General features: G+C 65.1%; 17 protein-coding genes and 1 pseudogene. 10 read left to right on the top strand and 8 right to left on the bottom strand.

Annotated elements, in window-relative coordinates:
• The first annotated feature begins 66 nt into the window (after positions 1 to 66).
• The 9 genes from QFZ40_RS01025 to QFZ40_RS00985 all read left to right on the top strand — a co-directional run bounded on the left by QFZ40_RS01025 (position 67) and on the right by QFZ40_RS00985 (position 9144).
• Positions 67 to 975, top strand: a complete 909-nt coding sequence (locus QFZ40_RS01025) for a 2-hydroxy-3-oxopropionate reductase (protein ID WP_306906783.1) — start codon at positions 67 to 69, stop codon at positions 973 to 975.
• Between the two features lie 225 nt (positions 976 to 1200).
• Complete coding sequence (gene gcl / locus QFZ40_RS01020) at positions 1201 to 2991, top strand: glyoxylate carboligase (protein ID WP_306902346.1); 1791 nt, start codon at positions 1201 to 1203, stop codon at positions 2989 to 2991.
• 3 nt (positions 2992 to 2994) lie between these two features.
• Positions 2995 to 4191, top strand: coding sequence for a glycerate kinase (locus QFZ40_RS01015; protein WP_306902345.1), 1197 nt, complete (start codon positions 2995 to 2997; stop codon positions 4189 to 4191).
• A complete protein-coding gene (gene allB, locus QFZ40_RS01010) occupies positions 4184 to 5527 on the top strand; it encodes an allantoinase AllB (RefSeq protein WP_306902344.1) in 1344 nt (447 codons plus the stop codon). The genes QFZ40_RS01015 and allB overlap by 8 nt, the downstream gene beginning before the upstream one ends.
• 11 nt (positions 5528 to 5538) lie before the next feature.
• Positions 5539 to 5913: a winged helix-turn-helix domain-containing protein gene (locus QFZ40_RS01005; protein ID WP_373427374.1), complete on the top strand. Its 375-nt coding sequence runs from the start codon at positions 5539 to 5541 to the stop codon at positions 5911 to 5913.
• 79 nt (positions 5914 to 5992) lie between these two features.
• Entirely contained in the window at positions 5993 to 6472 is a 480-nt protein-coding gene (gene bcp / locus QFZ40_RS01000; RefSeq protein WP_306902343.1) for a thioredoxin-dependent thiol peroxidase, read from the top strand.
• A gap of 92 nt (positions 6473 to 6564) precedes the next feature.
• A complete protein-coding gene (locus QFZ40_RS00995) occupies positions 6565 to 7047 on the top strand; it encodes a hypothetical protein (protein WP_306902342.1) in 483 nt (160 codons plus the stop codon).
• 105 nt (positions 7048 to 7152) lie between these two features.
• Positions 7153 to 7734 carry a GNAT family N-acetyltransferase gene (locus QFZ40_RS00990; RefSeq protein ID WP_306902341.1) on the top strand — a complete coding sequence of 194 codons (582 nt, stop codon included), beginning with the start codon at positions 7153 to 7155 and terminating at the stop codon, positions 7732 to 7734.
• Between the two features lie 603 nt (positions 7735 to 8337).
• A complete protein-coding gene (locus QFZ40_RS00985) occupies positions 8338 to 9144 on the top strand; it encodes an IclR family transcriptional regulator (RefSeq protein WP_306902340.1) in 807 nt (268 codons plus the stop codon).
• Between the two features lie 17 nt (positions 9145 to 9161).
• Here the strand turns inward: QFZ40_RS00985 and QFZ40_RS00980 are convergent, their stop codons facing one another.
• The gene (locus tag QFZ40_RS00980; protein WP_306902339.1) at positions 9162 to 10364 is read right to left on the bottom strand and encodes an NAD(P)/FAD-dependent oxidoreductase; all 1203 of its coding nucleotides are present in this window, start codon (positions 10362 to 10364) and stop codon (positions 9162 to 9164) included.
• Between the two features lie 324 nt (positions 10365 to 10688).
• Between QFZ40_RS00980 and QFZ40_RS00975 the strand changes: the two genes are divergently transcribed.
• Positions 10689 to 12581, top strand: coding sequence for a BCCT family transporter (locus QFZ40_RS00975; RefSeq protein WP_306902338.1), 1893 nt, complete (start codon positions 10689 to 10691; stop codon positions 12579 to 12581).
• Positions 12582 to 12627: 46 nt separating this feature from the next.
• Here QFZ40_RS00975 and QFZ40_RS00970 read toward each other — a convergent pair whose 3' ends face one another.
• The 7 genes and pseudogenes from QFZ40_RS00970 to glyA form a co-directional block, all read right to left on the bottom strand.
• Positions 12628 to 12852 (bottom strand): hypothetical protein, encoded by a 225-nt coding sequence (locus tag QFZ40_RS00970; RefSeq protein ID WP_306902336.1) that lies wholly within the window; start codon positions 12850 to 12852, stop codon positions 12628 to 12630.
• 188 nt (positions 12853 to 13040) lie between these two features.
• Positions 13041 to 14414, bottom strand: a complete 1374-nt coding sequence (locus tag QFZ40_RS00965) for an L-serine ammonia-lyase (RefSeq protein ID WP_306902335.1) — start codon at positions 14412 to 14414, stop codon at positions 13041 to 13043.
• Positions 14415 to 15053: a sarcosine oxidase subunit gamma gene (locus QFZ40_RS00960; protein ID WP_306902333.1), complete on the bottom strand. Its 639-nt coding sequence runs from the start codon at positions 15051 to 15053 to the stop codon at positions 14415 to 14417. It lies immediately after the preceding gene.
• On the bottom strand, positions 15046 to 18054 hold the full coding sequence (locus tag QFZ40_RS00955; protein WP_306902331.1) for a 2Fe-2S iron-sulfur cluster-binding protein: 3009 nt from the start codon (positions 18052 to 18054) through the stop codon (positions 15046 to 15048). Before QFZ40_RS00955 ends, QFZ40_RS00960 begins: the two co-directional genes overlap by 8 nt.
• A 17-nt stretch (positions 18055 to 18071) precedes the next feature.
• Positions 18072 to 18350 (bottom strand): annotated as a pseudogene (locus QFZ40_RS00950) (sarcosine oxidase subunit delta); the annotation flags it as partial.
• A gap of 14 nt (positions 18351 to 18364) precedes the next feature.
• Complete coding sequence (locus QFZ40_RS00945) at positions 18365 to 19585, bottom strand: sarcosine oxidase subunit beta family protein (RefSeq protein ID WP_373427373.1); 1221 nt, start codon at positions 19583 to 19585, stop codon at positions 18365 to 18367.
• Positions 19582 to 20880 (bottom strand): serine hydroxymethyltransferase, encoded by a 1299-nt coding sequence (gene glyA / locus QFZ40_RS00940; RefSeq protein WP_306906781.1) that lies wholly within the window; start codon positions 20878 to 20880, stop codon positions 19582 to 19584. Before glyA ends, QFZ40_RS00945 begins: the two co-directional genes overlap by 4 nt.
• Positions 20881 to 20999 lie beyond the last annotated feature (119 nt).

Below are 20999 nucleotides of genomic sequence, written 5' to 3'. Positions count from 1 at the left end.
CCCCACCCGCACCCTAGCCTCGCAAGCTCGGCCAGGGAACCCGGCGGGCGTGGGCCCACCACCCGCATCACACAGACTTCAGGAAAGAGAACCATCATGAGCAACGTTGCAGTCATCGGACTCGGAATCATGGGCCTTCCTATGGCCATCAACCTGGTCAAGGCCGGCCACACGGTCACAGGCTTCAACCGCAGCCAGGACAAGATCGACAAGCTCGCCTCCGAAGGCGGCAAGGGCGCCACGAGCGTCGCCGACGCCGTCAGGGAGGCCGACGTCGTCATCACCATGGTGCCCGACTCCCCCGACGTCGAAGGCGTGGTCAGCGGCAAGGAGGGTGTCTTCGCCAACGCGAAGAAGGGTGCCCTGTGGATCGACGCTTCCAGCATCCGACCCGACGTCGCCAAACACCTCGCCGACGAAGCCCGCGAAGCCGGTATCCGGCCCCTGGACGCCCCGGTCTCCGGCGGCGAACAAGGCGCCATCGACGCCGCCCTCTCCATCATGGTGGGCGGGGAAAAAGAAGACTTCGACGCAGCACAGGAGATCCTGAACGCCGTCGGCAAAACCATCGTCCACGTCGGCCCCTCCGGCTCCGGCCAGACCGTCAAGGCAGCCAACCAGCTCATTGTCGCGGTCAACATCGAGGTCCTCGCAGAAGCCATTGCCTTCCTTGAGGCCTACGGTGTGGACACCGACGCCGCACTCAAGGTCCTTGGCGGCGGCCTGGCCGGCTCCAAGGTCCTGGAGCAGAAGGGCCAGAAGATGCTCGACCGCAACTTCGACCCCGGCTTCCGCCTGGCACTTCACCACAAGGACCTCGGCATCGTCACCTCCGCGGCCCGCGAAGCCAACGTCGCGGTCCCCCTCGGCGCCGTCGTCGCGCAGCTCGTCGCCGCCACCGTCAACCAGGGCGACGGCGCACTCGACCACTCAGGACTCTTCAAGCAGGTCCTCCAGCTCAGCGGCCGCCAGTAAACCCCGGCAGCAGCTAAGCCAGCCCCGCCAAACCGGGGCACTTCGACACGGACACGCCGGCCGCCGTCGTAATTTACGACGACGGCTCCCCCAAAGTGCCCCACGACGGTTCGCGGGGCTACATCAGCACACCCTCCCCACCCGCTCCCTAACCTCGCAAGCTCGGTCAGGGAACCCTGCGGGCGTGGGCCCAGCGCAATAACCAAGACTTTCAAGGAGCACACCATGAGCAAGATGCGTACCGTTGATGCAGCGGTGGCCATCCTGGAAAAGGAAGGCGCCATCGAGGCGTTCGGCCTGCCAGGCGCCGCCATCAACCCTTTCTACTCCGCCATGCGCGCACACGGCGGCATCCGGCACACGCTCGCCCGCCACGTTGAAGGCGCCAGCCACATGGCCGACGGGTATTCCCGGGCCAAGGACGGCAACATCGGTATCTGCATCGGCACGTCAGGCCCCGCCGGTACGGACATGATCACCGGCCTTTACGCCGCGTGGGCCGACTCGATTCCCATGCTCTGCATCACCGGGCAGGCCCCCGTGGCCAAGCTGCACAAGGAAGACTTCCAGGCCGTGGACATCGAATCCATCGCCAAGCCCGTCACCAAGATGGCCATGACCGTCCTGGAGCCCGGCCAGGTGCCCGGCGCGTTCCAGAAGGCCTTCCAGCTGATGCGTTCCGGCCGCCCCGGTCCCGTGCTGCTGGACCTGCCCATCGACGTGCAGCTGGCGGAGATCGAATTCGACATCGAGACCTATGAGCCGCTGCCCATCGAGAAGCCGAAGGCTTCCCGCAAGCAGCTGGAAAAGGCCCTGGACATGCTGACCGCCGGCGAGCGCCCGCTGATCGTGGCTGGCGGGGGAATTATCAACGCCGGTGCGTCCGCGCAGCTGGTGGAGCTGGCCGAGATTCTCAACGTTCCGGTCATCCCGACGCTGATGGGCTGGGGCACCATCCCGGACGACCACCAGCTTATGGCGGGCATGGTGGGCCTGCAGACCAGCCACCGCTACGGCAACGAGAACTACCTGCGCAGCGACTTTGTGATCGGCATCGGCAACCGCTGGGCCAACCGCCACACCGGCGGCCTGGACACCTACACGGCCGGCCGGAAGTTCGTCCACATCGACATCGAGCCGACCCAGATCGGCCGCGTGTTCTCCCCGGATCTGGGCATCGCGTCCGACGCCGGTGCGGCGCTGGCCGGGCTGGTTGAGCTCGCCCGCGAGCGCAAGGCAGCCGGGTCCCTGGCGGACTACAGTGCGTGGGTTGCCGAATGCGCCGAACGGAAGGCAAGCCTGCACCGCAAGACCCACTTCGAGAACATCCCCATCAAGCCCCAGCGCGTGTACGAGGAAATGAACAAGGCTTTCGGCCGCGACACCATCTACGTGTCCACCATCGGGCTGTCCCAGATCGCCGGCGCCCAGATGCTGCACGTGTTCGGCCCGCGCAAGTGGATCAACGCCGGCCAGGCAGGTCCCCTGGGCTGGACCGCCCCTGCCGCCCTCGGCGTCGTTCGCGGCAAGCCGGACGAGACAGTGGTTGCCCTCTCCGGCGACTACGATTTCCAGTTCATGATCGAGGAACTGGCCGTAGGCGCGCAGTTCAACCTCCCTTATATCCACGTGGTGGTGAACAACTCGTATCTGGGCCTGATCCGGCAGTCCCAGCGCGGCTTCAGCATGGAGCAGAACGTGTCCCTGGCGTTCGAGAACATCAACAGCGCGGACCTCTCCGAAACCACGCGCGGCTACGGCGTGGACCACCTGAAGGTGGCCGAAGGTATGGGCTGCAAGGCCGTCCGCGTGGAGGACCCGAGCGACCTCGCAGCCGCCTTTGACAAGGCCAAGGCACTGATGGGCGAATTCCGGGTTCCCGTGGTGGTGGAAGTGATCCTGGAAAAGGTCACCAACATCTCCATGGGCGTGGAAATCAACGCCGTGAACGAATTCGAGGAACTGGCCGGGACCGCGGCGGACGCGCCCACTGCCATCCTGGCGCTGCAGGCCTAAACCGTGCGCATCGTCATTGCCCCGGACAAGTTCAAGGGATCGCTCTCCGCGCCGGACGTTTGCAGGCACCTGGAGAAAGGACTGCAACTGGCCTCGGGCGGAAACCTGCAAGTGATCCGGATTCCGGTGGCCGATGGCGGCGAGGGCACCCTCGACGCCGCCGTCGGCTCCGGCTTCACCCGCCGTACGGCCGTCGTGAGCGGGCCTACCGGCCAGCCGGTCGAGGCGGACTTCGCGATCCGCGGCCACGAGGCAGTGATCGAGATGGCCACCGCCTCGGGGTTGGCGCTGGTGCCCCAGGTCCAGCAGGGCGGGCAGCCGGACTCGGCTTCGGCCACCATGGCCACCAGCATGGGAACCGGCCAGCTGATCCGCGCCGCGCTGGACGCTGGCTGCCGCCGCATTGTGTTGGGGGTCGGCGGCAGCGCGAATACCGACGGCGGTGCGGGGCTCCTTCAGGGCCTCGGCGCCAGGTTGCTGGATGCAGGGAACAACGAACTGCCGCCGGGCGGTACTGCGCTGGCCCACCTGCACAGCATCGATTTCACCCACTTTGAGCCCCGCCTGGTGGACGCACGCTTTGTGCTGGCGTCCGACGTCGACAATCCCCTGCTGGGTGCCCGGGGCGCCGCTGCGGTTTTCGGGCCCCAGCAGGGCGCAACACCACAGGACGTCGAACTCCTCGACGCCGCCCTGGCCAGGTTCGTCGAGATCCTGGCCGGGGAAATCGGAGTCCGTGCCGTCAAGGCCGTGGAAGCTCCCGGAGCCGGGGCAGCCGGCGGCGTGGGCTTCGCTGCAATAGCGGCCTTGGCCGCAACCCGCCGCCCCGGCATTGACGTCGTGCTTGAATTCACGCAGCTGGCACGCCGGATGGAGGACGCGGACCTGGTGATCACCGGGGAAGGCAGCCTGGACGAACAAAGCCTGCTCGGCAAGACACCCATGGGCGTGGCTCGGGCAGCGGCCGCAGCCGGCGTCCCCGTGATTGCCGTGTGCGGGCGGACCACCCTCGCCCGCGGCCAGCTGGTGGAAGCCGGATTCGAGGATGTTTACGCTTTGACTCAGCTTGAAAGCAATGTAGACAGGTGCATAGCGGAGGCTGCAGGGCTTCTGGAGCAGCTGGGCACGCAGATCGGCGGGCGGCTGGCGGCCGGCAGGCTGCTCGGGCCCGCAGGCACAAAGGAGGACCTCCATGTCTGAAGAAGGCTTTGACCTCGTCATCCGGGGCCAGCGCGTCCTCACCACGGCCGGGATCGCCCCGCGTGAGGTGGGCGTCCGGGGCGGCAGGATCGTGGCTATCGAGCCGCTGGGCAACGGCCTTACAGGCGCCGAAGTCATTGAACTCGCCGACGACGAAACGCTGCTTCCGGGACTGGTGGATACCCATGTCCACGTTAACGAGCCGGGGCGTACGGAATGGGAAGGCTTCGCTTCGGCCACCCGGGCCGCGGCGGCCGGCGGCGTCACCACCATCATCGATATGCCACTCAACAGCATCCCGCCCACCACCACGGTGGAAGGCCTGAAACTCAAGCGCGAGGTGGCCGAGGACCAAGCGTTCATCGACGTCGGGTTCTGGGGCGGCGCCATTCCCGGCAACAAGGCCGACCTCCGCCCGCTGCACGACGAGGGCGTGTTCGGATTCAAGTGCTTCCTGCTCCACTCCGGAGTGGACGAGTTCCCGCACCTGGACGCGGACGAGATGGAGGCGGACATGGCCGAACTCAAGACCTTCGACTCACTCATGATCGTCCACGCCGAAGACTCGCACGCCATCGACCACGCACCCCATCCCGGCGGCGACGAATACGCCACCTTCCTGGCCTCCCGGCCCCGCGGCGCTGAGAACAAGGCCATCGCGGAGGTTATCGAACGGGCACGCTGGACGGGTGCGCGGGCGCACATCCTGCACCTGTCGTCGTCGGATGCGCTGCCCATGATTGCCACTGCCAAGCGCGACGGCGTCCACCTCACCGTGGAGGCGTGCCCGCACTACCTCACCCTGACGGCGGAGGAAATCCCCAACGGCGCCACCGCCTACAAGTGCTGCCCGCCCATCCGTGAAGCGTCAAACCGCGAGCTGCTCTGGAAAGGCCTGCGGGACGGGACCATCGACTGCATCGTCTCGGACCACTCCCCGTCCACGCTTGACCTGAAGGACCTGGAGAACGGTGACTTCGCCGTGGCCTGGGGCGGCGTCTCGTCGCTGCAACTGGGCCTGTCCCTGATCTGGACCGAGGCACGGCACCGCGGCATCCCGCTGGAGCAGGTGGTCAGCTGGATGGCTGCGAAGCCCGCTGCCCTGGCCCGCCTCCAGCACAAGGGCCAGCTGGCGCTGGGCTACGACGCCGACTTCGCCGTGTTCGCCGCGGACGAGGCCTTCGTGGTCGATGTCTCCAAGCTCAAGCACAAGAACCCCATCACCCCGTACGACGGCAAGGCCCTCTCCGGCGTGGTACGCAAGACATTCCTGCGCGGTGCGTTGGTGGACGGCCAGACCCCTACGGGCAAGCTGATCCGCCGCGGCGGGGTCTGAAGGGCGGCATCATGGCTGCGCAGGCCGACGGCGTGATCCACCTTCCGCCGTCGCGCGGCCCCGTGAGCCGGCTGGCTGTTGATCTGGCTGCCGGCCAGGTCCTGCTGGACGGCCGGGAGGTTGCACTGTCCGGCGTCGAATTCCAGCTGCTCCGCTACCTCGTGGAGAACTGCTCGCGAGCCGTTGACCGGACGGAACTGCAGCAGTTCCTCGACTCATTTGATACCCCTGGCGCTTCACTCCGGGCCATTGATGTGTATGTGGGGAGGCTGCGGCGGAAGCTCGGAAATGCAGGACATGCCGTCACCACTGTGCGGGGCCGCGGATACAGGTTCATCCCAGGTCCGTGTGCCACCATTCGCGGACCGGCGGAATACTGCATATGACGCCGGAGTTGTTGCTAGAGCGGGAAGCCGCTTCACTTGTTGTTTTGCCTCTAATGCCAGAGTCTCCCGAAGGATTGCCATGAGCCCCACACTGACCACCAAGCTTCAGCCCGGAACCCAGGCCCCTGATTTCTCCCTCAAGGACGCCAAGGGCAACACCACGTCCCTGGCCGCCTACCGCGGCAAAAGCGTCATTGTCTACTTCTACCCGGCGGCGGCCACCCCCGGCTGCACCACAGAGGCCTGCGACTTCCGCGACAGCCTGGCATCACTGCAGGGCTCCGGTTATGAAGTCATCGGCATCTCACCTGACGCCCCGGAAAAGCTGGCCAGCTTCACCGGGGATTTTGGCCTGACCTTCCCCCTGCTCTCGGATGAGGATCACCGGGTGGCGCTGGCCTACGGCGCATGGGGTGAAAAGCTGGTCGACGGCGAAATCACTGAGGGAATCGTCCGTTCCACAGTGGTGCTGGATCCCGAAGGCAAAGTCACCCTGGCCCAGTACCAGGTCAAGGCGCAGGGACATGTTGCCGCGTTGAGGGAAACCCTGGGGGTCTAGCCGGCATAACGCCTGATAATTTCCTGGCGCAAGACCCAGTAGGATCACGGAAGCGGCCGCTGGGGCCGCAGTGAAAAACTGGGGGAACACTCATGCCTGCAAGAAACATGCTCCGGCTCTCGGCCTGCGGTGCGGCGGTAATGGCACTGACGGCTATGGCTGCCGGCCCGGTCCAGGCGGCCAGCACCGAAGGCACCCACTTCACGGTCCGCGATTCGTGCACCGAACCGGTACCTGACGTCACAGCCTGCCTCTCGATGACCGAGCGCCGTATCGAAGTCCTCGCGCCGTCCGGCATTAGCGTGCTCCAGGGATACCGCGAGTATTCAGACAGCACCACATACCCTGGCGGCTCGTACAGTAGCGACGGCACTCACAGGTACGTCTATGTCTACTCGTCGAGGGTGGAAGTTCCGGACGGAACCATCTACTTTGACCCCCAGGTGGCAAGAGTTGAAGGGTCAGATGTCCTGTCCTACTCTGACGGCTTGACCTGCGTCCTGGATACGAACTTCGTGGAAGCAAACGGCACCGGTGGCTACAACCACAGCACGGGATCCTGCACCTACAGCTGATGTGGCTGCTCCCTCACAGAGGCCCGTCCGATCTTTTGGGATGGGCCTCTGTTGAATCAGCCAGTTACCGTTGTGGGCCTCCTCCGCCGGTGACAGGATGGCGGCATGGGGATTGAAGTTCGGCCGGCCACGGAATTTGAGGACGTGAAGGCGGTGGTCGGGCCCAAACGGCCTGACGCCAACGTGTGCTGGTGCCTGAGCTACCGCATCCCCTCCAAACAGAACCTGGAGCTGCACGGCCCGGCCCGCGGCGAGCTGGTGAAAGAGCTGGTGGCACAGGATCCGCCGCCGGGGGTGCTCGCGTACGACGACGGCGAAGTGGTCGGCTGGGCAGCCGTCCACCCGCGATCGGACACCACCTTCGTCCGCAACCGCAGGATTCCGAATGTTGATGATCTCGACGTGTGGTCAGTGTGGTGCATCCGGGTCCGGCCCGGGCACCGTGGCAAGGGAATCTCCCATCACCTGCTGGCGGGCGCCGTCGCCATGGCCCGCGCGTACGGCGCGCCTGCCATCGAGGGCTACCCGGTGGATAACAACGGCGGCAAGGTGGACCTCACCATGGCGTACGTAGGAACCCGGAAGCTGTTCGAACGGGCCGGATTCGCGAAGGCCGCGGACACGGATTCGGTGCTGAACGGCTTCCCTCGGGTGCTCATGCGCCTTGACCTGCGGAGAGGCCGTTAAGTGCGGTCACGGCGCCATTCCATGCGGGCACTTTCCGTGCCACACTTGGAGGCAATCGAGTGGCTGGGGGGATACCAAGTCAGGAGATTGCCGTGAATTGGAAGCCAGTATTTACGATGGCTGCCGCAGGCGGAGCCGCTGTCTCAGTCCAGGCTCCTACGGCGTCCCCGGCCCCGCCTGGAAGTGACCTCCCTACCGCCCGGACCCACACACCATCACTGGTGCGCCCGCTCGGCCAGCGGATGATTTCGCAGCCCTTGGGGACGGTGAACGAATCATGTTCATAGGGTGGGCTTATCTCATTGCGGGCCTGATGACCATGGATTCGCTTCTCCTTGCGCTGTGGGTGATGAACATGGACTGGCCGAAGCGCTGGAAGAAATAGCGTCAGCGCGCCTGCCCCGGCGGGCAGCCTCGCTAACGGCGCGCGTCGCGTCGACGTGCACCTGCCAGCCGGACGGGTCGCATCAAGTCGCTTAGCGCAATGTCGGCCCCGTCACACTTTCCGGTCTAGGATCGACATTGTGGAACTAACCGGGCGGTCGCCCCAGGCGGCCTTGTGGCGCGTGTGCGAGCCGCAGAAACTACTCGAGAGTATGGATCATGGTTTCGAACACTGACCCTGAATCTGACATTGAGGTTGAGGGAGGGCACGGGGGCGTCCAATCAGTGGACCGGGCGCTTGCCGTACTGGAAATCCTGGCCCGGGACGGCCATGCGGGCGTGAGCGAAATCGCCGAGGAGATGGGCATCCACAAGTCCACGGTGTCCCGTTTGCTGGGTTCCTTGGTGAGCCGGGAAATGGTCCATCAGAACAGCGAACGCGGAAAGTATCAGCTGGGCTTTGGCGTTCTAAGACTGGCGAGTTCCATTCCGGGCAGGCTCAGCCTGGTGCAGGAGGCCCGTCCAGTGCTGGAAAGCCTGGCCGAGGAATACAAGGAGACGGTAAACCTCGCCGTCCTGCGCTCCAACTATGCTGTCAACGTTGACCAGGCCATGGGCCCTTCAACACTGGCAACCTACGACTGGGTGGGCAGCCTGACACCGCTGCACGCAACGTCGAGCGGGAAGGTCCTGCTGGCCGCGCTGTCTGCCGAAGACCGGGACAGGATTCTGAAGGAGACGGGTTTGGCGCCCCGGACGCCGCGGACCATCACCAAACGGGACAAGCTGGAAAAACAGCTTCTCGACGTGGTCCACAAAGGCTATGCCGTAACCATGGAGGAATTCGAAATCGGGCTCAACTCGATGGCCGTGCCGGTGCACAACCACCTGGGTTCCGTCATAGGTGCAGTCAGCATTTCCGGGCCCGCGTTCCGTTTTGACCCGGCTAAGGTGCCGGGTCTCATCGGGGCGCTCACGCAGGCCGGGCTCGCGATCAGCGCGAAGATGGGGTACACGCGGCGGTGACGCCGTTCCCTCTGGGGTTAGGGTGCGACGGCGCCAACCGGACCGGTGGGTCCGGGCTTGCTGGTAGGCGTTGCGAGTCCGCGCCGCCATTTGGTGAACAGCCGCGGCTGGTTCATCCCCAGGACGGCTACCGGGACGTCGTCCCGGTAGTACACGGCAAGGAAGCTGTGCTTCTCCGGATCGCCGGCCTCGATCTCCACCCGGTCGTAGCCGGTGGAGTGTCCGGCGAACTGGATCTTGACGCCGTGCTGGTCGGACCAGAAGTAGTGCGGTTTATGCGGCTGCTGCGGGGCGTCGTCGTCGAGCAGGGCGTTGACGGCGAGGGCGGCGCGCTCAAGGGCGCCGGTCCAGTGCTCAACCCGGCGGTGGGTTCCCACGGCCTCGTCATACCAGGCGGCGCAGTCGCCGACGGCGACGATGCCCGGGACGTTCGTGCGTCCCATGGCGTCGCAAAGCACACCGCCGCCGAGGAGTACGCCGGAACCATCCAGCCATTCAACGTTCGGCATTGCTCCGATGCCCACCACGACGATGTCAGTGGGAACGTACTGCCCATCTGCCAGTCGGAGTCCGGTGACGTTGCCTTCCCCAAACTGGAACTCTACGATCTCTGCGCCGGAGATGACGTTCACGCCGTTTGCCCTATGCAGATCGGCGACCACGGCTCCCATTTCGTGTCCAAGCTGTGCCGTGAACGGGACCGGAATGTTTTCGATCATAGTGACTTCCATGCCCCGGGAGGCGGCTGCGGAAGCCACCTCGGCGCCGATGAACCCCGCACCGATAACCGTAAGGCGGGCGCCCCGAACCAGCTTCGGAGCCAGTCCCTGGCCGTCGGCGATCGTCCGTAGATAGAAGACGTTGTCCCGGCCCGCCACGGCGGGGAGCTGACGGGACCGGGCACCTGTTGCGATGACGATACCGTCAGCAGTGACTGTCTGCCCGTCCCTCAGGCGGATGGTGCGGGTGGCAGCATCGAGGCCGACTGCGGCTCGTCCCAGGAGCCACTCGGCCTGAAGGCCATCATCCTCCGTCTCCAGAAAAAGATCTTCGGCCGTAATATTCCCCAGGAGGAAGTCCTTGGACAGTGGAGGCCTGTCATAGGGACGGTGGTGCTCATCGCCAACGATGATAAGCCGCCCCGAAAAGCCTTGGGCGCGGGCGGCCCGGGCCGCTGAAAGTCCGGCGAGGGAAGCTCCCACGATCGCAACCGTCTGCATTGTCAACCTACTTCTAATTGCTTCTTGCGCAACAACAATCACTATATGCAACAGATTGTCGCAGCAGATGCCTCATGTCAAGGGTTGCGGAAATCATCCAAAACTTCTTGACAATAGGAGTGGCCTGGCGCACTCTGTTGCCTATTACGAAACCTGTTGATTTTTGCGAATCCGCTCGCGGTGGTCCCCATCGCGGGCACGCGCGGAGATTCCATCCCCGGTCCAAAGTGCAGCACTCGCATGCCTGCCGCTTAACGAACTCGCTTCCTGGGAGGCATGAGGACTCAATTGAGCCATCCCAGATATTTTGCAAGAAGGACTCCTATGACAATCAAACATGACTTCAGTACCGATGAAAGCAGCCAGATTCCTGGCCGCTTAGAGAAGGAAGCGGTACTGGAACAGGAAAATGAGCCGATCGAAGATGACCGGCACATCATCCAGGCCCTGCGCATCAGCGAAACAGAGCACGCCGAAGGGCGGCAGAAGAGCACGCTGTTCGCCAAGGCAGGGCTCGATAAGTGGGTCTTCGGCGTGGCGGGCCTGCTAACACTGGCCTTCGTCATCTGGGGCTTTGCAGGCACGGACAACCTCTCGACCACGTCGCAGGCGGTCCTTGAGTGGGTCATGGCAAACACCGGTTGGCTGTTCATCTCACTGTCCTCGCTGTTCGTGGTCTACGTGCTGTGGCTGGCACTGGGCCGCTTCGGGAATATCCCGCTTGGCAAGGACGGCGAAAAGCCGGAGTTCTCCATGGTCTCCTGGATCTCGATGATGTTCGCCTGCGGCATGGGCATCGGGCTGATGTTCTACGGGGTGGCCGAGCCGCTTTATCACTACGTCTCCCCGCCGCCGGGAACGGTTAACGGCCAGACGCCCGAAGCCGTCCAAACCGCGATGGCCACGTCCCTGTTCCACTGGACCCTGCACCCCTGGGCCATGTACGCAGTCGTCGGCCTGGCCATGGCCTATGGTTGCTTCCGCCTGGGCCGGCGGCAGCTGGTCTCGACGGTCTTCACCTCCCTGTTCGGCGTGAAGACAGTGGAAGGTCCGGTCGGCAAGTTCATCAACATGCTGGCGATCTTCGCCACACTCTTCGGCACGGCTGCTTCCCTCGGGCTGGGGGCTCTGCAGATCGGCAGCGGTCTGGCCTCCAACGGCTGGATCGGCGGCCAGCTGGCCACACCCGTGCTCGTCGTTATTGTTGCGGTACTCACCGTCTGCTTCGTGGCCTCCGCTGTGTCAGGCATCAGCCGCGGCATCCAGTGGCTCTCCAACATCAATATGGTCATGGCCCTGGTCCTGGCCATCATCGTCTTCGTCGTCGGCCCCACCCTGTTCATCCTGAACCTGATCCCCGCGGCCGTGGGCGACTACGCCCGGGATCTGGCCGCGATGTCTTCCCGCACCGAGGCAGTCGGCGACGAGGCACTGCGTCAGTGGATGTCCAGCTGGACCATCTTCTACTGGGCCTGGTGGGTCTCCTGGACGCCTTTCGTGGGCATGTTCATCGCCCGCATCAGCAGGGGACGGACTATCCGCCAGTTCGTCACCGGCGTACTGCTGGTTCCCAGTATCGTCAGCGTGATCTGGTTCGGCATCTTCGGCGGCGCCGCCATCCATATCCAGTCCCAGGCAGACGCTTCCCCCGACACCACTGACGGCCTGGCCAAGATGGTGGACGGAAAAGCCACCATATCCTTCGACAGCTCGCTCTTTGACCTGCTCCACCACCTGCCGCTGCCCAATGCCATCGCCGGCGCAGTGTCCGTCCTGGCGATGGTTCTGGTGGCCATCTTCTTCGTCACCGGCGCCGATGCCGCTTCCATCGTGATGGGATCGCTGAGCTCCAACGGCGCAGAGGAACCACGGCGCGGAGTGGTCATCTTCTGGGGCACACTGACCGGCGCAGTAGCCGCAGTGATGCTGCTCGCAGGCGGCGATAAACCAGCTGAAGCCCTCTCCGGCCTGCAACGGATCACCATCGTCTCGGCCCTGCCCTTCGTGATTGTGATGGCGCTGATGTGTTTTGCCTTGGTGAAGGATCTGCGCAGGGATCCGTTGTCCCTGCGGCGGCAGCTGACCGACTCGGTCATGCAGCGCTCCATCCGTACCGGTGTCGAGCAGCACGGCGGCGTCCAATTCGACCTGGTGACCAACACGCGCAAGACCGACGGTTCCGCGGAAGGACCGACCGGTCTGAATAAAGTCAACTGAACCACCTGATCAACGCGGTCCCGGATGGACCAGGATCCGCGAACAGTTAGACCAGGATTTGGTACCCGTCGAGCTTAGCGAACAACTTTCGGGTGCGGCTGCCGTCGGCAGCTATCCACAGAACGGAGTCATTGTCGGCCGCCTGTTCGACAACGCCGGTCAGAATGTACTCACCCATGCGCCACACCTCCACGGTGCGGCCCGTGAGCTTCGCCCAGTCGCTCCGCAGCCCCCGGCCCCCGGAGCCCTTTCGCGCCCGGCCGCCAATCATGAGCGGCCCCTCTGCCAGCCGCGCCCGGCGGACGAGGATGCAGGAAGTCGTCCATCTTCATGCGGGAGTGGATTGCTGGTCACATCTTGCTCCAAAGAGGCCCGGGCACCTGTGAATCCAGGCGCTGTTGCTCGTGGAAAAACCCCGGGTGCCCATGGACACCCGGGGCTACAAAGTACTTCAGCGGATCAGCACTCGATGACGTTCACTGCGAGGCCGCCCCGTGAGGTCTCCTTGTATTTGTCCTTCATGTCCGCGCCGGTTTCCCTCATCGTCTTGATGGCTTTGTCGAGGGATACCTTGTGGCTTCCGTCGCCGTGCAGGGCAAGGCGGGCGGCATTGATGGCCTTGACGCTGGCGATAGCGTTGCGCTCGATGCAGGGGATCTGCACCAGGCCGCCCACGGGGTCGCAGGTGAGGCCCAGGTTGTGTTCGATGCCCACTTCGGCGGCGTTTTCGACCTGGGCGGGGATGCCGCCGAGCACTTCGCAGAGCCCCGCGGCGGCCATGGAGCAGGCGGAACCGACCTCGCCCTGGCAGCCCACCTCGGCGCCGGAGATGGAGGCGTTGATCTTGAACAGTATCCCGACGGCGGCCGCAGCCAGCAGGAACCGGACCACGCCGTCGTCGTTGGCGCCGGGAACAAACTTCACGTAATAGTGCAGCACCGCGGGGACGATGCCGGCCGCACCGTTGGTGGGCGCCGTGACGATGCGCCCGCCGGCGGCGTTCTCCTCATTAACGGCCAGCGCGAACAGGTTGACCCACTCCATCGCCCGCAGCGGGTCCGTCACGCCGGTGTCCGCCGTCAGGGTCTGGAATAACGACGGCGCCCGGCGCCTGACGTTCAGGCCGCCTGGCAGGATTCCTTCCGCTGCGCAGCCGTTGTGCACGCATTCGCGCATCACGGCCCACAGCCCCAGCAGCTTCTCCCGGAGCTCCGCTTCGCTCCGCCAGGTCAGTTCGTTGGCGAGCATCACGTCCGAGATGGACATGCCTTCGCGGCTGCAGATCTCCAGAAGCTCATCGGCCGTCGTAAACGGGTAAGGCAGGACGGTGGCGTCGGCCACCAGCCGGTCGCCGGCGTCGGCGTCCCCGTCAATGACGAAGCCTCCCCCAATCGAATAGAAGCTCCGCTCGCTGAGCACGGCTCCGGCGTGGTCCAGGGCGCGGAAGGTCATGCCGTTGGGGTGCGCCGGCAGCGACTTGCGCCGGTGCAGCACCACGTCCTCGTCCCAGTTGAAGTCCACCCGGTGGTCGCCGCCCAGCCACAACTCGGCGTCGAGGGCTGCGGCGGCCACCTGGTCATCCGCCGTGGCGGTGTCCACTGTTTCAGGATCCAGGCCCTTGAACCCTAGGACCACGGCCTTGTCCGAGCCGTGGCCCCGCCCGGTAGCCCCGAGGGAGCCGAACAGTTCGGCCTGGACCCGCATGGTGGAACTCAGGTGTCCTTCGTCTTTGAGCCCGTCGGCGAAAAGCTTCGCTGCCCGCATCGGCCCCACTGTGTGTGACGACGACGGTCCGATGCCGACGGAGAACAGGTCCAGGACGCTGAGCGCCATTTAGGGGACCTCAGGGGAGGCGTACTCCCGTATTGCGTCGAGGAGCCAGCGGCCCAGGAAGTCGGCGAACGAGGCACGCGGGAAGATCCGGTAGCTCTCGTCGCCGGTCTTCCACAGAACCGCAGGGATATTACCGATCTCCGTGGACAGCGCCGTGCCGGCCTTGAACTGGCGCGGATGGAGGTCCAGGGAGCAGCCCTTTTCCAGGACTGCCCGGGAACGCGGCCCGGTGAGCTCGAAGGTGGTGCGGTTGGCGGAGAGGTCCACCACCTGGCCTTCGCCGTCGCCGAGGGCTTCCTTCAAGGCCTGGATCAGGTCGCCGCCGAGCGACTCGTGGGCTTCCAGCGGTGCTACCACCAGGAATTCCTCGGGCCCGAGCCACAGGACGGAAGTGTCGCCGGTACCGCTCACGGCGCCGCATGTGGCCGGCAGGCCGCCGGTGACTGAGGCGATCCGCTGCCCGGCGTCGGTGTCCCGGCCTACGCGGAGGCCCACCATGGTCAGGAAGGTGATTTCGCTCAGTTCTACGGTGCCGTGGACGGAGCCGGTTTCGAACGCTGCCCTGAGCAGGGCAGCCGGGCTGGTGCGCAGGGACAGGTTCGTCTCGTTGGAGGTTTTGGGTGCCGCTGTTTCAGCCATCTTTACGCTCTCCTTCGGGGTCAAAAAGTACGGTTTCTGCGACAACGACGTCAACGAGCCGGTCGCCGGCGGCAGCCACGAGGGTCTGTCCGATCCGGTTGCGGCCGTTCTTGATCAGGGCCAGGGCGAAGGACCTGCCCAGGGCGGCGGAGTGGTAGCTGGAGGTGACGAAGCCTTCCATGGGCACCGGTCCGTAGGCAGGGTTTGTGGATCGGCCCTTTTCCACCAGCTGGGTGCCTTCCGGCAGCCGGAACGTTCCGTCCACGGGCAGGACGCTGACCAGGTGCTTACGGTCCCCGCGTGCCACATCAACCCTGGTGTACGAGCGTTTGCCGATGAAGTCCTTGGCCTTGGAAATGATCCAGTCCATTCCTGCATCCTGCGGAGTCACGGTGCCGTCGGTGTCCTGCCCGACGATCGGGTAGCCCTTTTCGGCCCGGAGCACGTGCATGGTCTCGGTGCCATAGGGGGTGATGTTGAACTCGGCACCGGCCGCGGCAACGGCTTCCCAGGTGTTCAGCCCGTACCAGGACGGCACGTTGATTTCGTAGGCCAGCTCGCCGGAGAACGAGATCCTGCAGACCCGGGCACGAACGCCGGAGGCGAGGGTGGTTTCGCGGAAGGTCATGAACGGGAAGGCGTCGGCCTCCAGCCCGCCGTTGGCGGCCAGCTGCGGGGCAACCTTGGCCAGGACCGCGCGGGATTTGGGCCCGACGACGGCAATGGTGCTCCACTGTTCGGTCACCGAGGTGCAATGCACGTCCAGTTCCGGCCATTCGGTCTGCAGCCATTCCTCCAGCCAGTCCAGCACTTTGGCCGCACCGCCGGTGGTGGTGGTCATGAAGAAGCGGTCATCGTCGAGGCGGAGGGTCACGCCGTCGTCGAAGATCATCCCGTCCGGGGTGCACATCACGCCGTAGCGTGCGGAACCGGGCGCGAGCTTCTTGAATGCGTTGGTGTAGATCCGGTTGAGGAACTCCCCTGCGTCCTTGCCCCGGATTTCGATCTTGCCGAGGGTGGTGGCGTCCATGAACCCCACGGATTCACGGACCGCGGCGCACTCGCGCAGCACTGCTGCGTCCATGTCCTCCCCCGGCTGCGGGTAGTACCAGGGCCGCTTCCACTGCCCGACGTCCTCGAACAAGGCTCCCTTGGTCACGTGCCAGGGGTGGATGGAGGTGACGCGGGCGGGATCGAACAATTCGCCGCGCTGGCGTCCGGCCAGGGCCGCGAATGCCACCGGGGTGAACGGTGCGCGGTAGGTGGTGGTGCCGATCTCGCCGATGCCGCGGGAGGCTTCGCCTGCCTGGCGCAGTGCGGCGGCGATGACGCCGATCGCGTTGACGCCGGAGGTCTTGCCCTGGTCGTTGGCGGTGCTGATGGAGGTGTAGCGCTTGATGTGCTCCACGGACCGCATCCCGGCTCCGGTGGAGCGCAGGACGTCTGCCACGGACTGGTCGCGCTGGAAGTCAACGAAGTGGTGGTGCCAGTCGTCCGGAGTGCCGGCCTCCCCCGGTACCAGCCACAGCTGGCGGGTGGGTCCGGAGGCCTTCGGCTCACTGAGCGGGGTGGGCTGCGTAGCAGACTCGAACCCGGCGGCGATGGCGGCGGATGCTCCGGCCGAGATGCCCTCGGCCAGTACATCGGCGAGTTCGAAGCTGCCGCGGCCGGAGCCGACTATCTGCTGGTTGGGGACCACGGTGCTCGGCACAAAGGCGGCCAGGTCATCGTCCCAGCGCAGCTTGCCCTGCCGCTGCGAGTGCAGGTGGACCAGCGGGCTCCAGCCGCCGGAGACGGCCAGCAGGTCGCAGGCGATCTCTTCGACCCCGGAGGTGAGGACGCCGTCGTCGTTGATGCTGCGGACGGTGACGCCCGTGAGGCGGCCAGTGTCTGTTCCGGCAGTATCGGTTCCGGCGGTATCGGTTCCGGCGGTATCGGTTCCGGCGGCGGTGTTGGCCACCGCGCTGCCGATCAGTACCCGGGTCCCGGCTTCGACGGCGGCAGCAGCCACCGCGGTGAGCTTGGGGCGGGCGTCGACGACGGCGGCGACCTTGATGCCGGCGGCGCGCAGGTCTGCGGCCAGGGCGTAAGCACTGTCGTTGGTGGTGCTGATGACAACGCGCTGCCCAGCGGCCACCGCGTAGCGGTTGAGGTAGCTGCGGACGGCCGAGGCCAGCATGATGCCGGGGCGGTCGTTGTTTTCAAAGACCAGCGGCCGTTCGTGGGCGCCGGGGGCCAGCACCACCTGGTTGGCACGGATGTGCCAAATACGCTGCCGGGAAACACCCGGCGCGGCCGGTGTGGACAGGTGGTCGGTGCGGTTCTGGACGGCGATGACATAGTTGGCGTCGTAGGCGCCGAAAGCGGTGGTGCGGTTCAGGACGGTGGATTCGGCGCCGGAGACGAGCTCGGCTTCGATGTCCGCCACCCATTCCAGGGCAGGCTTGCCTTCGATGGTCTCCACCAGTTCGGGAGCCGTGGAGCCGGACAGCAGGGATCCGCCGAGCTCGGGCTGGTCGTCCAGCAGCATGACGCGGGCGCCGGAACGGACAGCTTCGCGGGCCGCCGCCAGCCCGGCCGGGCCGCCGCCGATCACCAGGACGTCGGTGTGGACGTACTTCTTGTCGTACTCCGCGCGGTCATCCTCGGGATCCAGCCGGCCCAGGCCGTTAAGCAGGCCGGCCTTCAGGCCGTCCACCAGGGTGACGGTGGTGGCGGGGAGCATGGACTCGGCCACGTGGCCCGGGAATCGCGGTTCCACCCTGACCAGGGCGTTGGCTTCCTCCACGCCTGCGGACATGATGCCGCGGGGCCGGCGCTCATAGAGGGAGTTTCCGACGGCGACCCGGCCGTTGGCGAGCAGGGCGGAGGCCAACGTGTCGCCGGGGTGGCCGGTGAATTCCTCTCCGTCCACGGTGAAACGCCAGGAGATGGTGCGGTCGATGCGTCCGCCGGCGGCGAGGCGGGCGTTCTGGGAAGTCGCGGGATTCTGGGAAGTCACGGGGTTGCTCCTTCCGGGGCGGTGGTGCTGGGGCGGGGGGTGCCCATCGGGTAGATCGCCTGGATCTCGTAGGTGACCGTGTCGCGGAGCATGTTGAACCACTGGCGGCAGCCGGTGCTGTGCAGCCAGCGTTCGGCGAAGGCGCCCTTGGTGTTGTCCCGGTAGAACAGGTACTCGGCCCATTCGCGGTCGTTCAGCTCGTTCGGGTTTTCCGGGTAGGCCACGTGGGCCTGGCCGCCGTAGTGGAACTCGGTCTCGTCGCGGGAGCCGCAGTTGGGGCATGAAATGAGGAGCATGTCCGGACTCTCTTCTAGTGGGCCACGGCGGCTGCGCCGTGCTCATCGATCAGGGCGCCGGTTTCGAACCGCTCCAGCGCAAACGGCTTGTTCAGGTGGTGCGGTGTTCCGGTGGCGATGGTGTGGGCAAAGGTGAGGCCGGCCGCAGGAGTGCCCTTGAAGCCACCGGTGCCCCAGCCGCAGTTCACGAACATGTTGTCCACCGGAGTGGTTCCCACGATCGGGGAAGCATCCAGCGTTGTGTCAACGATGCCGCCCCAGGTCCTGAGCACGTGCGCACGGGCAAAGATCGGGAAGAGCTCGACGGCGGCAGCCATCTGGTGCTCGATCACATGGAAGGAACCGCGCTGGCCGTAACCGTTATAGGAGTCCACCCCGGCGCCCATGACCAGCTCGCCCTTGTGGGCCTGGGAAACGTAGACGTGCACGTGGTTGGACATCACCACTGTCGGGTGGACCGGCTCGTGCAGTTCGGAGACCAGTGCCTGGAGCGGGTGCGACTGGATGGGGAGCCGGAAGCCCGCCATCTCGGCCAGAACACTGCTGTGGCCGGCCGCGCACAAACCAACCTTTTCGGTGTTGATAGTGCCGCGGTTGGTCTTGACGCCGGTGACGCGGTTGCCGTCCTTGACGAAGCCGGTGACTTCACAGTTCTGGATGATGTCCACACCGAGCTCATCGCACTTGCGGGCGAAGGCCCAGGCCACATGGTCGTGCTTGGCGATGCCAGCCCGCGGCTGGTAGGTGGCGCCCATGACAGGGTAGCGGATGTTGTCGCTGATGTTCAGGATGGGGCACAGTTCCTTGACCTGCTGCGGATCCAGCCATTCAGCATCCACGCCATTGAGCTTGTTCGCACCCACTCGCCGCATGCTCTCGCGCACATCGCCCAGGGTGTGGGCCAGGTTCATCACGCCGCGCTGGCTGAAAAGGAAGTCGTATTCGAGTTCCTCCGGCAGGATTTCCCAAAGTTTGAGGGCGTGCTCGTAGATGGCCGCGCTCTCGTCCCACAGGTAGTTGGAACGGATGATGGTGGTGTTGCGGGCCATGTTGCCGCCAGCCAGCCAGCCCTTTTCGAGGACAGCAATGTTGGTCATGCCGTGGTTCTTGGCCAGGAAATAGGCGGTGGCCAGGCCGTGCCCGCCGCCACCAACGATCACGGCGTCGTAGGAGGACTTCGGTTCCGGGTTCCGCCACAGGAAATCCGGGTGCTCCGGAAGCAGATCGGCCATCATGCCACCTCATTCGCGTCAGAGGAGAGATTGGGGTAGAGCGGGAACTTTCCGGCCAGGATTTCAACCCGCTGCCGAAGTTCCGCCACTGTCTCGTCGCTGAAATCGTGCTTGAGGGCTGCCGCGATGATGTCGGCGACCTCGGTGAATTCTGCCTTCCCGAACCCGCGTGTGGCCAGTGCCGGGGTGCCAATACGAAGGCCGGAAGAGACCATCGGCGGACGCGGGTCGAATGGGACGGCGTTGCGGTTGACCGTGATCCCGATACGGTGCAGGCGGTCTTCGCCCTGCTGTCCGTCCAGTTCAGAATTGCGCAGGTCTACCAGGACCAGGTGCACATCGGTGCCACCGCTGACGACGGTCACGCCGGACTCTGCAACGTCAGCAGCCAGAATGCGTTCTGCGATGATGCCAGCGCCTTCCAGGGTGCGTTCCTGGCGTTCGCGGAACGCCGGCTCAGCAGCGAGCTTGAACGCCACAGCCTTCGCAGCAATGACGTGCTCCAGCGGGCCGCCCTGCTGTCCGGGGAACACCGCGGAGTTGACCTTCTTGGCAATGTCGGCGTCGTTGGTCAGGATCACTCCCCCGCGCGGTCCGCCAAGGGTCTTGTGGGTGGTGCTGGTGACGATGTGGGCGTGAGGCACGGGATTGGGGTGAAGCCCTGCGGCCACCAGGCCGGCAAAGTGGGCCATATCCACCATCAAGTACGCCCCTACCAGGTCCGCGATGCGGCGGAATTCAGCGAAGTCCAGCTGGCGGGAGTACGCGGACCAGCCGGCGACGATCAGCTTCGGCTTGTTCTCAACCGCCAAGCGCTCAACTTCGGCCATGTCAATCAGCATGGTGTCCTCATTGACGCCATACGGGACGACCTTGTAGAGCTTGCCGGAGAAGTTGATCCGCATCCCGTGCGTCAGGTGGCCACCGTGTGCAAGGTTCAGCCCCAGGATAGTGTCGCCGGGCTGGATCAGGGCGAACATGGCCGCTGCGTTGGCCTGGGCGCCGGAGTGCGGCTGAACATTAGCGAACTCGGAGCCGAACAATGACTTGAGGCGGTCAATGGCCAGCTGTTCGACCACGTCAACGTGTTCGCAGCCGCCGTAATACCGCTTGCCCGGGTAGCCTTCGGCGTACTTGTTCGTCAGTACCGATCCCTGGGCTTCCATGACGGCGGTCGGCGCAAAATTTTCGGAGGCGATCATTTCCAGCGTGCCCTGCTGGCGCAGGAGTTCCTGGTGCACGGCTGCGTGGATTGCAGGATCGGTCTCTGCGAGCGTGCGGGTCAGAACGTCGACCATCATTTCTCCTAGCTATAGCTAATATCCTGTTGATATATTAGTTTCGTGACTCAAGTATGCTATCGACTCCAGCGGGTGTCAACAGATTTTCAATGATTGCCGGGACACCAAAAGCGCGG

Source organism: Arthrobacter pascens, from assembly GCF_030816475.1.
Taxonomy (GTDB): domain Bacteria; phylum Actinomycetota; class Actinomycetes; order Actinomycetales; family Micrococcaceae; genus Arthrobacter; species Arthrobacter pascens_B.
This window is presented reverse-complemented; position numbering and strand designations above follow the sequence as displayed.